Source organism: Aeromonas lacus, from assembly GCF_000764665.1.
Lineage (GTDB): Bacteria > Pseudomonadota > Gammaproteobacteria > Enterobacterales > Aeromonadaceae > Aeromonas > Aeromonas lacus.
In genome coordinates this window covers 15,604-29,206 of sequence record NZ_JRGM01000044.1, presented here as the reverse complement: position 1 = coordinate 29,206, position 13,603 = coordinate 15,604, and the positions used below count along the sequence as shown (strand labels likewise).

At 61.5% G+C, this 13,603-nt stretch carries 13 protein-coding genes; 4 read left to right on the top strand and 9 right to left on the bottom strand.

What is annotated here, in order from left to right; genetic code table 11:
* The first annotated feature begins 1,421 nt into the window (after positions 1-1,421).
* On the top strand, positions 1,422-2,777 hold the full coding sequence (locus LG31_RS0106710; protein WP_033113707.1) for an 8-oxoguanine deaminase: 1,356 nt from the start codon (positions 1,422-1,424) through the stop codon (positions 2,775-2,777).
* A 71-nt stretch (positions 2,778-2,848) separates the two neighbouring features.
* On the opposite strand, the gene LG31_RS0106705 is transcribed toward LG31_RS0106710, so the two are convergent.
* From LG31_RS0106705 to LG31_RS0106675, 7 genes are all read right to left on the bottom strand, one after another.
* On the bottom strand, positions 2,849-3,604 hold the full coding sequence (locus tag LG31_RS0106705; protein ID WP_033113706.1) for a substrate-binding periplasmic protein: 756 nt from the start codon (positions 3,602-3,604) through the stop codon (positions 2,849-2,851).
* A 144-nt stretch (positions 3,605-3,748) separates the two neighbouring features.
* Complete coding sequence (locus tag LG31_RS0106700) at positions 3,749-4,495, bottom strand: substrate-binding periplasmic protein (RefSeq protein ID WP_033113705.1); 747 nt, start codon at positions 4,493-4,495, stop codon at positions 3,749-3,751.
* A 71-nt stretch (positions 4,496-4,566) separates the two neighbouring features.
* Entirely contained in the window at positions 4,567-5,076 is a 510-nt protein-coding gene (locus LG31_RS0106695; RefSeq protein ID WP_033113704.1) for a GDYXXLXY domain-containing protein, read from the bottom strand.
* On the bottom strand, positions 5,073-6,077 hold the full coding sequence (locus LG31_RS0106690) for a DUF4401 domain-containing protein (RefSeq protein ID WP_033113703.1): 1,005 nt from the start codon (positions 6,075-6,077) through the stop codon (positions 5,073-5,075). Before LG31_RS0106690 ends, LG31_RS0106695 begins: the two co-directional genes overlap by 4 nt.
* Positions 6,070-7,008: a DUF2157 domain-containing protein gene (locus LG31_RS0106685; RefSeq protein WP_033113702.1), complete on the bottom strand. Its 939-nt coding sequence runs from the start codon at positions 7,006-7,008 to the stop codon at positions 6,070-6,072. Before LG31_RS0106685 ends, LG31_RS0106690 begins: the two co-directional genes overlap by 8 nt.
* 165 nt (positions 7,009-7,173) lie before the next feature.
* Positions 7,174-7,731, bottom strand: coding sequence for a TMEM165/GDT1 family protein (locus LG31_RS0106680; RefSeq protein ID WP_033113701.1), 558 nt, complete (start codon positions 7,729-7,731; stop codon positions 7,174-7,176).
* A 246-nt stretch (positions 7,732-7,977) separates the two neighbouring features.
* Positions 7,978-8,307, bottom strand: coding sequence for a translation initiation factor (locus LG31_RS0106675; RefSeq protein ID WP_033113700.1), 330 nt, complete (start codon positions 8,305-8,307; stop codon positions 7,978-7,980).
* A gap of 119 nt (positions 8,308-8,426) precedes the next feature.
* Between LG31_RS0106675 and LG31_RS0106670 the strand changes: the two genes are divergently transcribed.
* From LG31_RS0106670 to LG31_RS0106660, 3 genes are read left to right on the top strand one after another with little or no spacing between them, the layout of a single operon-like run.
* A complete protein-coding gene (locus LG31_RS0106670; RefSeq protein WP_033113699.1) occupies positions 8,427-8,654 on the top strand; it encodes a FeoA family protein in 228 nt (75 codons plus the stop codon).
* A gap of 55 nt (positions 8,655-8,709) precedes the next feature.
* Positions 8,710-10,980, top strand: coding sequence for a Fe(2+) transporter permease subunit FeoB (gene feoB / locus LG31_RS0106665; protein ID WP_033113698.1), 2,271 nt, complete (start codon positions 8,710-8,712; stop codon positions 10,978-10,980).
* Entirely contained in the window at positions 10,977-11,216 is a 240-nt protein-coding gene (locus tag LG31_RS0106660) for a FeoC-like transcriptional regulator (protein ID WP_033113697.1), read from the top strand. Before feoB ends, LG31_RS0106660 begins: the two co-directional genes overlap by 4 nt.
* A gap of 100 nt (positions 11,217-11,316) precedes the next feature.
* On the opposite strand, the gene LG31_RS0106655 is transcribed toward LG31_RS0106660, so the two are convergent.
* Both LG31_RS0106655 and LG31_RS0106650 read right to left on the bottom strand, forming a co-directional pair.
* Positions 11,317-11,967: a DUF2913 family protein gene (locus tag LG31_RS0106655; protein WP_033113696.1), complete on the bottom strand. Its 651-nt coding sequence runs from the start codon at positions 11,965-11,967 to the stop codon at positions 11,317-11,319.
* A gap of 90 nt (positions 11,968-12,057) precedes the next feature.
* Positions 12,058-13,353, bottom strand: a complete 1,296-nt coding sequence (locus LG31_RS0106650; RefSeq protein ID WP_033113695.1) for a DEAD/DEAH box helicase — start codon at positions 13,351-13,353, stop codon at positions 12,058-12,060.
* Positions 13,354-13,603 lie beyond the last annotated feature (250 nt).

The window sequence follows — 13,603 nt, the reverse complement described above, 5'->3', positions numbered from 1 at the left end:
GGACGTTCGAGAAATAGGGTGTTATTACAGTGAAATACTCACTATCGGGCCTTCAATATAAAACCGTTTCCCGATAGGGATGGGCACCGCTTGCCGTTATACCCGCCATGATTTTTTCACCTATGCAACCATCTTGATGAGGTCTGTTGCATAGGTGTGACAATCTGCTCTCGCAATGGGGTGGGCGAGGGGGTGGCTGTGAGATAACAACCCGCCCGATCTTTGCCCCGAATAGGCTGGGGGCTGTTACCTCGGTGCAATGCGCCGTACTTATTGCACCCTACGCCTGTTAACCGGCCTCGGGGCGGCGGGTTGGCTATTGCCCCCTGTTGTTCGCCGGGGTGAGCCTGTTTGTCCCATACCGTAGGGTGCAATGAACGAAGTGAATTGCACCTCTATTCGACGCGGGGTTGCTTGCAGCGTCAGGCTTTGCGGATTGCGCCATGGGCTTCACCTGTGAGGGGCGCGGTTAGCACGGACGATTACGCTACGCTAATCGACCCTACCGACCCTGCTGGTGAAGTTATGCCAACGGGGTTGGTGACCCCTCACCCTAACCCTCTCCCGCAAGGGGAGAGGGGACGGTTACCTTGGTGCAATGCGCTGCGCTTGGTGCACCCTACGCCTGTTAACCGGCCTCGGTGCTGCGGGCTGGCTGTTGCCCCCTGTTGTTCGCCGAGGTGAGCCCGTTTGGCCATTACCGTAGGGTGCAATGAACGAAGTGAATTGCACCTCAATTCGACGCGGGGTTGCTTGTGGCAACAGGCTTTGCAGATTGCGCCATGGGCTTCACCTGCAAGGGGAGCGGTTAGCACGGACGATTACGCTACGCTAATCGACCCTACCGACCCTGCTGGCGAAGTTATGCCAACGGGGTTGGCGACCCCTCACCCTAGCCCTCTCCCGCAAGGGGAGAGGGGATGGTTACCTTGGTGCAATGCGCTGCGCTTATTGCACCCTACCGCTCTCCCGCAAGGGGAGAGGGGACGGTTACCTTGGCGCAGGGGCGGGAGACCGGCTGGTCTCCGTGAAAGACGCTACCGCCCCTGACTGTCGCTGCCACATTGCGCCGTTGACCTTGGTTTGGGAAAAGGGGCCAACAGGCGCCGCCAAATATCTTACGGATTCATTGAGCGCTTAACTATGGCGGCCATCACGCAACTATCAGAAACCAGAGGTTCTTTTGCGCTGGCACAAGCTTTTGTTAATTACTGATTGATTAATTGCAGGGTAAACCTTGTGCGGTTGGTCGCCTTGGGCAATCCGTTGCTATCACCTTGATTTAAAACGGCGCTCACAGACTTTTTGCGCCGTATGCCTAGACTGGGTTGGCCGCGGTCGCTGACCGCCGCCTCTGGATCAGCAGACAGGGTATAACTGAGCTGGCTCACCCCTATGTGTCACTGATGGAGGAGTCGGCCATGTCCGCTACCCGTATCTGGATTAAAAACCCCCTTGCCACCTTTACCCCCGAAACGGTCGATGGCCGCGGCGGGCTGGTGATTGAAAACGGCATGATCAGCGAGGTGCTGGCAGCAGGCCAGCTGCCTGCCCGGCCGTGTGATCAGCTGTTCGATGCCCGCGGCCATGTGGTGCTGCCGGGCCTTATCAATACCCACCACCACTTCTACCAGACCCTGACCCGCGCCTGGGGGCCGGTGGTCAATCAGCCGCTTTTCCCCTGGCTCAAGACCCTCTATCCGGTCTGGGCCAGATTGAGACCGGACGCGCTGGCGCTGGCGAGCAAGGTGGCGATGGCAGAGCTGCTGCTCTCGGGCTGCACCACGGCTGCGGATCACCACTATCTCTTCCCGCGCGGGATGGAGGAGTCCATCGATATTCAGGTGGCGGCAGTGCGTGAGCTGGGGATGCGCGCCATGCTGACCCGCGGCTCCATGAGCTTGGGCGAAGATGAGGGGGGCTTGCCGCCGCGCCACACGGTGCAGGGGCAGCAGCAGATCCTCGATGACAGCTTGCGACTGGTGCGCCACTACCATGAGCGCGGCGCCGGGGCGCAGATCCAGATTGCGCTGGCTCCTTGTTCCCCCTTCTCGGTGACCGAGGAGATCATGGTGGAGAGCGCCAGACTCGCAGCCGAACTCGATGTGCGACTGCACACCCATCTGGCGGAGACGCTGGATGAGGAGGCCTTCTGCCTCGAGCGTTTTGGCCTGCGCACCGTCGATTATCTGGAGAAGGTGGGTTGGCTTGGCGATCGCACCTGGCTGGCTCACGGCATTCATTTTAATCCGGACGAGATTGCACGGCTGGGGGCGGCGGGCACCGGAGTGTGTCACTGTCCGGTCTCCAATATGCGGCTCGCCTCCGGCATCTGCCCGACCCTGGATCTGGAGGCGGCCGGTGCGCCGGTGGGGCTCGGGGTGGATGGCTCGGCTTCCAACGATGCCTCGAACCTGATGCAAGAAGCCCGTCAGGCGCTCTATCTGCAGCGGTTGCGCTACGGCGCCGAGCGCATCACCCCGCGCAAGGTGCTGGAGTGGGCGACCGTAGGCTCGGCCCGGCTGCTCGGGCGCGGCGATCTCGGCGAGCTGCTGCCCGGCAAGCAGGCGGATCTGGCGCTGTTCAAGCTCGATGATCTGCGCTTTAGCGGCAGTCACGACCCCATTGCAGCACTCATTTTGTGCGGCGCCGAGCGGGCCGATCGGGTGATGGTGGGCGGCAAGTGGCGGGTGGTGGATGGCGCCATCGAGGGGCTGGATATCGAGGGGCTCATCGCCCGTCACAAGGTGGCTGCCGCGGCGCTGGTGCGCGGCTAGGGGAGAGCAAACGGCAAAACGAGAAGGGGCCCGCAGTGGGCCCCTTGTTGTTGGTGTTTGGCGCTGCGCCGCTATTTGGCGGCGGGAGCGGGGAAGTATTTGTTGTGCAGCAGCGGGTATTCGCTGCCTGCCAGCACCTGGGTCAAGCCGTTCTGGAACTCCTTGACCAGATCGTCACTCACCGGATGGCTGAAGGCGTAGCAGAACTGCTCCGAGCTCAGCTGCCACTGCTCCTTGAACTTGGCGGGGTCGAGCTGTTGCTCAAGGATCTGCTGCTCCATGGTGGTCTTGTTGGTGGAAACCATATCCACCCGGCCGGAGGTGAGCATCTTGAGCGCCTGGGAGAGGCGGTTGGCGGCGATGATCTTGGTCTCGTCAAAGCCGTTGTTGAGCAGCAGCTGCTCGCCCACATCGGCCCTCACCGCCCCGATATTGAACGCCTTGGCATCGTCGAGCTTGGTGATGTTGATCTTGTGCTCGGCCAACCCGACCAGCACGATTTCGGCGTAACCGATGGGGCAGGCCCACTTGAACAGGGGGTCGCGCGCCTGGGTGCGGGCGGTGGAGAAGAGTACCGCGTTGGGTTTTTGGGTCAGCAGGTAATAGCCACGGGCCCAGGGCATGATGGTGACGGGCTGCTCCGGGGTGTTGGTCTTCTGCCATACCAACTTGAGCAGCTCGACCGCAAAGCCGGTCGGTTTGCCCGCTTCGTCGGCGTAGTTATAGGGTTTGTAATCTTCGGTCAGGTAGTGAAGCTTGGCCAGCTCGGGGCTTGCGTGGGCGAAGGAACTAACAAGCAGTGCGGCCAATCCAATCCATGGTTTCATTTTTTCCATCCTGCTCAAGGGAATATCTATGCTCAATTGTGACCAAGCCGACCGGTTTCGCCAAGGTTGAGCGGTCAGGTTCTTCAATAATAGCGAGGGATGCCGTTGGCATCCCTCGTCTGTTTCTGACTCTCCCCCAGCCCGTCAGCGAATAGGCAGGTATTTGGCCTGCAGCTTCAAAAACTCCTGCGAGGCGAGGGCACGGGTAAGGCCGCTCTGGAACAGCTTGATCTCCTTGTCATCCACCTGACGGCTGAAGGCGTAGCAGAGCTGCTCGGCGCTCAGCACCATGGCCACGTTGAAGTCGTCGCTGTTGAGCTTCATCTCGCGCAGGGCGTCATAACCGGCCAGCTTGCTGGTGGCGAGCAGGTCGGCGCGGCCGGAGGTGAGCATCTTGACCGCCTGATTGAGGCGGTTGGCGGGGATAATGTTGTTGTCATCCATCCCGTTGTTGAGCAGCAACTGCTCGGCGGCATCGGAGCGCACCGCGCTTATCCGGTATTTGCTCATCTCATCGACGGAGGTGAGGGTGATGTTTTGCGCCTTGCGCCCGAGCAGGATGTACTCCGAGTAGCCGATGGGGCAGACCCACTTGAAGAGGTCTTCCCGCGCCTGGGTGCGGGCGGTGGAGAAGAGCACCACGTTGGGTTTCTGGGTCAGCAGGTAGTAGCCGCGGGCCCACGGCAGGATGCGAATTGGCTGGGGGGCTACCCCGCTGTTCTTCCACACCATCTGCAGCAGTTCAACCGCAAGGCCGGTGGGCTGGCCCTGCTCATCGCTGAAGTTGTAGGGGGGATACTCTTCGGTGAAGTATTCGAGTTTGCCCAGATCGGCCCGGGCCATCGAGGCCCAGGGGAGCAATAGCAGCAAGCAGGTGAGCCAAATCCTCATGGGGAACATCCTCAGCAGTCAACCGTGCTTTGAGTGTGACCATGAACCGCTCAAATAGCCACTTTGCCCCGTTACCAACGTGACCGGCTTCTCCCAATCGGCTGATAAGCCTCATCGCGCAGCCCCACCAGCAACGTCTTGCCATCTGGTTGCAGGCGAAACTCGCCGTAGCGGGCGGCGCTCAATGCCTCGCCATCCCCCTCTTCGAAGAAGAAAGCGTCGGGGCCAATCAGCCACTGGCGATCGCTGCGGTGTACCTGCAATAGCCGCTCATCGCTGGCCAGCTGCTCCGGCTTGCCATCGGCAACCCAGCTTGCCACCTGATGAGCATCGAGGCGGATCACCAAGGTGTCGCTCTGCTTGTCACTGGCATCGCTGCTGGCCAGCTCGCGGGCGATCTCGTAGTTAAGGCGCATGTAATCCCCCTGCATCAGGGCGCGGGGATCGACCGGGGCGAGTCTCAGCAGCACCACTTCGCCACTGCTCATGGCGTGCTCAAAACGCCCGACGGTGAGGTTGATGCCCGCCAGAATGGCAAGGCCTGTCAGCAACAGGCCGAGTTGTCGGGTCACGGGTCTCATGAGTCGCTCCTTGCCGAGCATGTTTTTAGCAGCTGGCGGGCGGCCAGCAACAGGGCGCCCAAGCCCAGCAGCAGCCAGGATTTGGTCATCAGGGTGAGCCCGAGATCGTAGTAGTAGAGGGCGCCATAACCCACCAGCAGCAGGGCGGCGAGGGTCATCAGGCCAAGGCTGCCGGCATAGAAGCCGAGGATCAGCACCAGCGCGCCAGCCCCCATCCCCGGAATGACGGCGCTGAGCAGCACCAGCGGTAGACAGTACCAGAGCGGCAGCTTCAGTTTGACCATTACCGCCAGCAGCAGGGCGGCGCAGAGCAGCGGATTGAGCCAGAGCGGCAGGCGCGACAGCCCCAGCTCGTCGAGCACGCTGCTGCCACCTTCCCACAGCGGTTGGTGCAGGCGACCCAGCACCAGCAGGGAGAGGGCGAGCCCCAGGGTGATGGTGTGGTAGAGCTGGTGACGCTCCGGATCCCTATCTGCCCGCATCCAGCAGAAGGTGATGGCGGCCATCACCAGCGGCAGGGCCAGCAGTTGCAACCCGAGGCAGGCAAGGGCGAGGGTTAGCAGCAGGGCCGCCGCCACGCTGTGAAACAGGCGCACCAGCCAATGATCGAACAGTACCGCGATGGCGAGCGACAACAGGCAGAGGCCAAACCAGAGCAGGCTCTGGTGGCTGTCAGCCTGATCCAGCAGGCCGTAGAGCAGCCAGGCATCGGCCGCCAGCGCGAGCGCCAGCACGAACTGATCCCAGAGATCGCCGCTCTGGCTGCGGTTGATGGCGTAAGCCACCCCGAGCAGCACGGCGCCCAGCAGCAGGGCGCTGTTGGCCTCGCGGGTCAGCTGCTCGAAGGTCATAAAGAGAAAGAAGAGCAGGAACAGGGCGGCGATCCACCCCACCAGCCCGAGCAGAAAGCGGCTCGACCAGTGCGGCTGGTTGTTGCGGGGCATATCCCCTTCCACCAGATTGGCCTGTTGCAGGGTTTGCCAGAGCGTCAGATCACTCATGGAACCTCCGTTGTTGTTGCAGCCAGCGGCTGGCGGCGACCGAGAGGCCGATGGCGATGAGGCTGAGCAGCAGGAAACCGTCCACATCCGCCTTCATCCACTTGCCAAGGGCGGCGAGGATAACGGCAATCAGGCTCAGGCACCCCATGGCGAGTCCGGCGATAAATCTGTGATGCCAGAGCGTGTAGGCGGCAGCGAGCCAGCCCAGCCAGAGCGGCCACACCAGCGGGGAGGCTACATCGAAGAGGGTCAGCAGGGCGAGCAGGGTGGCGCCAAGCCCGGCGGCCAGCCCCGCCAGCCAGCCGGGCATCAGGCGCCAGCGGGCGGGGGCGAGCAGCAGCAGACCCCAGAGGGCGGCGTTGAGCAGGGTCAGGCACCAGCCCAGTCCCTCTTCGTCAAAGGCGAAGAAGAAGCTGAAGAAGCCGAGCCGCCAGTAGAGCACCAGCGCCAGCTGACCGAGCAGCCAGCTCAAGGTCCAGAGCAGAGGACTCTGGCCAAGGGCGGCCAGCGGCACCAGCATCAGCGCCCAGGTGGCGAACAGCTGCCAGGGATCGGCGCCGGTCTGGTAGGTCTGCCCGACCAGCGCCAGCAAAGCGCCGATATTGAGGGCCACAGCAAAGAGCAGCGCCTGACGCGGCGTATCGCCAAGGGGTTTGCGCCACAGCAGAAGCAGCATGGCGAGCAGCGGCGCTTCCAGCAGGGCGAGGCGGGGCAGTCGTCCCAGCGCCTGCCAGTTGAAAGCGACGAAGAAGATAAGGCCGGCCCCGATGCAGAGGGCACCGAGCCAGAGCAGCAGGCGATCGAACAGCCACTGCCAGCGGGCGTGAGCTGGGGGCAGATCGGCAAGGGTGAGGGCGGCGGCCAGCTTCTCTGGCGCCAGTCGTCCCTGTTTCACCCATTCGAGTAGCGTCTCTCTTGATACGTTGTGCATGGGGTGCTCCACGAGGTTTGCCCCATTATGACATGGCTGCCTCACTCCCGTGCAGTGGCAGCTTGCGGCTGCGACAACGGCTGTTGCCGGAGTGACGGATGCGGGAGCCAGAACGCAAAAAGCCCTCCGAAGAGGGCTTGTGTAGAACCGGTGGCCAGAGTGCCGCTAGACGAAGATAAGGGTGCTGACCCCGAGCCCGACAAAGAGCAGGGCGCAGGCGATGCGGATCGCCTTGAGCGGCAGCTTGTCCGCCCCCAGCTTGCCGATCAGCACCACAGGGACGTTGGCCAGCATCATGCCGAGGGTGGTACCGGTCACCACCTGAATGAGGGAGTCATATTTGGCGGCCAGCAGCACGGTGGCAATCTGGGTCTTGTCGCCAATCTCGGCAATAAAGAAGAGCACGAAGGTGGCCATGAAGGGGCCGTACTTGTCGAGGGAGCTCTCCTCGTCATCCATCTTGTCCGGCACCAGGATCCAGATCGCCATGGCGATAAAGGCGGCGGCGACCAGATAGGTCATCACCTTGGGGTCGAGCCAGCGACTGATAAACTCGCCAATCCAGGCGGCGCCCGCATGGTTGAGCAGGGTAGCCGCCAGCATGCCGGCGATGATGGGCCAGGGTTTGCGAAAACGACAGATGAGCAACAGCGCCAGCAGTTGGGTTTTATCGCCGATCTCGGCAATCGCAACGCTGAGGGTTGAAGTTAACAAGGCTTCCATAGATATGACCGGGGGACGGAATTGTTATAAACCAAAGACAAGCCGACGCCATCCGTCCCCGGTATTGGCGTTGGCCCGTCAAAGGTCTTGTCAAATCCATGCATAAACTGGATCACCCTGACCATGGTGAGTTGGCACCAAGTATGTTGATCAGGGTCGCAGACCGGTGCGGATCCGGTATGCGAGACTACTCCCCCTCGATGGGAGCGGGCATTCTAGGGAAAAACAGCATGGGTGACAAGGGGATCAACCACCCACCAGCTTGACGCTGAAACCGGCCTTCTCCAGCTCGGCCTTGATCAGCTCCCGTTTGTCCCCCTGGATCTCGATAACACCCTCCTTGAGCCCGCCACCGGTGCCGCACTTTTTCTTGAGCAAAGTGGCGATTGCCTTTTGCTGTTCGGCGGGTACGCCGTGAATGGTGATGACCCCGGCGCCCTTGCGCCCCTTGGTCTCGCGGCGCATGCGCACCACACCGTCGGTGGGGAAGGGGGAGGAGGATTGCAGAGCGTTCTGCTCCTTGATTTGACCGCCATCTGTGCTGTAAACAAGGCGGCTGTTGCTGTCGTGACTCATGAGGTTACTTTACGGGTTAGCTAAGCGGAGTTTGATTTTACTCAAATAAAAGTTGAAGACACAGATTATAATGCCCCAAGTAAAAGCGAATTATTATTGTTTAACTTCAGGAGTCAGTCATGGTACTCACGCAGTTGTCACCTGGACAGAGTGCTCGCATCAAGAATATGAATCAGTTATCCCGGCCGTTGCGTCGCAAGCTGATGGTGATGGGCTTGTTGCCACAGACTGAAGTCATCTATCTGCGGTCCGCCCCGCTGGGGGATCCGCTCCAGATCCAGTGTCAGGGGATCTGTCTCTCCATGCAAAAGAGTCTGGCCCAGCAAATTGAGGTCGAACCGGTATGAGTTGCTTGTCCACCCGCAAGAGCCCGGTTCAGAAGAAAATAGAGGTAGCGCTGGTATGAATTATTCACTGGTTACGGTCGGCAACCCCAATAGCGGCAAGACCTCCCTGTTCAATGCCCTGACCGGCGCCCGCCAGCAGGTCGGCAACTGGAGCGGGGTCACCGTCGACAAGAAGATGGGCGAATTTTCCGCCGATGGTCACGATTACAAGCTGATGGATTTGCCGGGCATCTATAGCCTCGCCAATCAGGAGGCGAGCCTTGATGAGCAGATCGCCAGCCGCTATGTGCAGGGCCATCAGCCCGACCTGCTGCTTAACGTCATCGATGTTGCCAATCTGGAGCGCTCCCTTTATCTAACGCTGCAACTGCGCGAGCTCGGGCTGCCGATGGTCGTCGTGCTCAACAAGATGGATATCCTGAAAAAGCGCCGCGTCACCATCAATGAAGGGCTGCTCAGTCAGGCTCTCGGCTGTCCCGTGGTGGCCCTTTCGGCCCATAATCGCCAGCAGGTTGCCGCCTTCAAGAGCCAGATCCACGGCTTTATCGGCAAGTCCCAGCAGGCACTGATGCTCGATTACGGCACTGATCTTGAAAAGGATCTGGCTGAGCTGGAGACTCTGCTCGCCCCGCACCACCTCACTACCCGTGGCCGCGCCCTGCGTCTGCTGGAGGAGGATGCCGCGATGCAGGAGACCCTGCTGCCCGGTCAGCAGGCTGCCGCGACCAATGTGGTGACCCGTGCCCATCAGGGGCAGGATATCGATCTGCAGCTGGCGGACATCCGCTATGGCCATATCCATCTGTGGGCCAGTCAGGCGTGCCAGCAGAAGGGCAAACTCACCGTGGCCCAGAGCGAGAAGCTCGACCGGGTGCTGCTCAACCGCTGGATCGGCATCCCCTTCTTCCTGTTCGTCATGTACCTGATGTTCATGTTCGCCATCAAGGTGGGCAGCGCCTTTATCGATTTCTTCGACATCATGGGCAATGCCCTGTTTGTCGAAGGCGTGCACCACCTGCTGGGGCTGGCCAACGCGCCCGACTGGATGGGCGCCATTCTGGCCGATGGCTTCGGGGTCGGTTTGCAGACCGTTGCCACCTTTATCCCGGTGATTGGCTGTCTCTATCTCTTCCTCGCGGTGCTGGAGAGCTCCGGCTATCTGGCCCGCGCCGCCTTCGTGGTGGATGCCCTGATGCGCCGTCTCGGTCTGCCGGGCAAGGCGTTCGTCCCCATGCTGATGGGCTTTGGCTGTACCGTGCCCTCGGTGATGGCGACCCGCACCCTCAACTCCGAGCGTGAACGGCTGATGACCTCGGCCATGGCGCCCTTCATGTCCTGCGGTGCCCGTCTGCCGGTCTACGCCCTGTTTGCGGTCGCCTTCTTCCCCGAATCCGGCCAGAACCTGGTGTTCGGTCTCTACCTCATCGGCATTCTGGTGGCGGTGCTGACCGGTTTGTTGCTGCGCAGTACCCTGCTGCCGGGCAAGAGCGAGTCCATGGTGATGGAGATGCCGGATTACGAGTGGCCGCGTCCGATCAACGTCGGCATCAAGACTTGGCAGAAGCTCAAGTCCTTCGTCTTTGGCGCCGGTAAAACCATAGTGCTGGTGGTCGCCGTGCTGAGCGTACTCAATTCGCTGGGTACCGATGGCAGCTTCGGCCATCAGGATCAGGAGAGCTCGGTGCTGAGCAAGATCAGTCAGGCTGTTACCCCTGTGCTGCACCCTATCGGCGTGCGCGATGACAACTGGCAGGCCACGGTCGGCATCGTCACCGGCATCTTCGCCAAAGAGGCGGTAGTCGGAACCCTCAACAGCCTCTACGCCGGCGGTGGCGCAGAGGAAGAGAAGGGCGAATTCTCGCTGGTGGCCAGCTTCCACGAAGCGGTGGATGCCGTAGCGACCAATCTGGCCGAGATCAACCCGACCGACCCCATGGGCCTTGCGGTTGGCAATCTCGACGACCAGAAGGCGGCTGCCGAGGAGCAGGAGGTGGATGTCTCCACCTACGGCAACATGCAGACCCACTTCGACGGTGCGGCCGGTGCGTTTGCCTACCTCTTGTTCGTGCTGCTCTACATGCCCTGCGCCGCCGCCATGGGTGCCTTGGTGCGCGAGACCGGCCGCCAGTGGGCGCTCTTTACCGCCGCCTGGTGCAACTACATGGCCTTTATGTGTGCCACCGTCTTCTATCAGCTGGCCACCTTCGCCGCTCACCCCGAGCAGAGCCTGTTCTGGGTCGCGAGCTATGGCCTCTCCCTGCTGCTGCTCTGGTGGGCCGGTCGCCGTCACGGTGACATCGTCGCTCGCAAGGTGGTGACATTATGATCCTGCGCGAGCTGGGGGAGTACCTCGCCGCGCAGCAGAAGGTGAGCCGGCGCGAGCTGGCTCGCCACTTTCACACCTCGGAAGATGCGGTGGAGGCCATGCTCGGCGTCTGGATGCGCAAGGGACGGGTCATCAAGCGCGAGAGCCGGGTCTGTGGCGGCAGCTGCTGCGGCAAGAGCGAGGAGGTGATGTTCGAGTGGTGTGCCCCGGGCCAGATTGGCATCAAGGTAAGTTAAACAGTAATCGAATATCATCAGGTTAAACTGAACAATAAAAAACGGCAGACCTTGCATCCAAGCAGGGTCTGCCGTTTTTTATTGGCACAAACAGGCGGGATCAGGCGCTCTGGCGAGCTTCGCTCAGCAGCGCAAGGGCTGGCTGTTCGTTGCCCGGCATCAGCCGGTAGGCCTTGTGGTGCTTGATGAGGGTGGTTTTCTTGTTGCCCTGACTCAGCAGCAGCCCCTGTTTGCAGGCCGCACTGGCCAGCAGCTGCTCATCGCCACGCACATAGAGGGTGAGGGGCTTGATAAGCTCGCCGCCCTCGATATGCCCTGCATATTCGCTGTGGCTTACCACCAGACTGGCCTGACCGCCCGATTGCAGGCGCAGCCTGGCGTTCACTTCGCTCTCGGTCAGTACCAGCCAGCCTGCCTGTTCCAGCTCTGCCAGCATGTTGGCCAGCTTGCTCCCCAGTTGCAGCGGGTTTGCCATGGCATTCTGGTACTGGCTGACGATGCGCTCCAGCAGCCCCTTGAGATCGGCGCCGGCCCCCAGGGTGCGGCCAAGCTGCACCCAAGCTTTCAAATCTTCCATCACCAGCCGCGAGAAGCGCTTCTCCTTGAGGGAGTCCGCCATCCAGGTGCAGAGGAAGTGGCTCTCCTGCGCCGGGGTGCGCTTGCCAGCCTTTTGTTCGCCGGTGCGAGCCAGCTCGGCCAGACTCTGGGTGGCCATCTCGAGCAGGGCCTGATTGTAGGTTGATGGGGTCATGGTGCCTCCTCCGGTGGGGCGAGTCGTCATCACAGGGCAAGAGAAAGGCGCCGGTGGCGCCTTCATCATATCGGTACAGCGAGTGGCTGCTTACTTGGGCTGGCGCGGCTTCTTGGCGGCGGCCAGACGCTTGAGGCGTTGCCCCTGCAGCTTGGCTTCGGCCATCGACTGGGCGGCGGCGTTGTCGTCGCGACGGGCACGACCGCCAAAGCGGCGGCGCTCTTCGAGCTGCTTGATCAGCATCTCGCGGCTGCTCACCTCGTAGCCCGGCACCATGATGCGGCGCAGTTTCTGGCCGATCAGCTTCTCGATCTCGAGCAGGGTGCGCTCCTCCTCGCGGCTGACGAAGGAGATGGCCTGACCGCGCTTGCCGGCACGACCGGTACGGCCGATACGGTGGACATAATCCTCGGCGAGGAAGGGGAGGTCATAGTTGACCACGTACTCCAGATCCGGGATATCCAGACCGCGGGCTGCCACTTCGGTGGCCACCAGCACCCGTACCTTGCCCTCCATAAAGTCGCGCAGGGCGCGGCGACGGCTCCCCTGAGCCTTGTCACCATGCACCACGGCTGACTTGATGCCGTCGAGGTTGAGCTCTTCGACCAGCTCGTCGCAGCTCTCGCGGGTACTGGCAAAGACCAGCACCTGTTGCCAGTTCTGCTTGCCGATGAGCTCGGAGAGCAGCTCGCGCTTGCGCTTCTGCTCGACCGGATAGACCACCTGGCTGACGGTGTCGGCGGTGGTGTTCTGCTTGTTGACGCTCACCACTTGCGGCTTGTCGAGCATCACGTTGGCGAGCTTCTTCACCCCTTCGGAGAAGGTGGCGGAGAAGAGCAGGTTCTGGCGGCCCTTGTTGGCTGCTTGCAGGATCTGCTGCACATCGGCGCTAAAGCCCATGTCGAGCATGCGATCCGCTTCATCCAGCACCAGACACTCCACGGTGGAGAGGCTGAGGTTGCAGGCGGTGAGGTGTTCCACCAGACGGCCCGGAGTGGCCACGATGATGTGAGCGCCCGCTTTGAGCTTCTTGGCCTGCACATCCTGCTTGCCGCCACCCACCAGAGTGATGACGCCAAGATCCAGATAACGGGCAAACGCCTTGATGTTGTCGGCAATCTGGGCTGCCAGCTCCCGGGTCGGGGTGAGGATCAGCACCCGGGTGCTGGAGGGCGCGGCTGCGGTAGGGGTATCGACCAGACGCTGCAGGATGGGCAGGGCGAATGCGGCGGTTTTGCCGGTGCCGGTCTGGGCGCTGGCCAGCACGTCGCGGCCACGGCGAATGGCCGGGATCGCCTGCTGCTGCACAGGGGTCATCTCCTGATAACCGCACTCCGAGACGGCGCGCAAAATCTCGGGGGCAAAATCGAATGCTTCAAATCTCATATCGGTTTCCTGTGATCCAGCTGGATTGTGTTCGGCTTGACAAGCCGGCATGGGCGAACGGTCGCGGATTGCCACTGGTGGCCGCCCCTGATACAGCATCAGCGCAGCCTGAAAATGGCGGGCGCGAAGTGTAACAGATAGGCGCAGCAAATTCTGCCTCAATTGGCCAGAGTTTTTTATCGGTTTTTTTAACCGGCGCAAGGTTTTGGTCGCCGCCATTTGACTCCAAAAATGCCAGCCGTAAGGATAG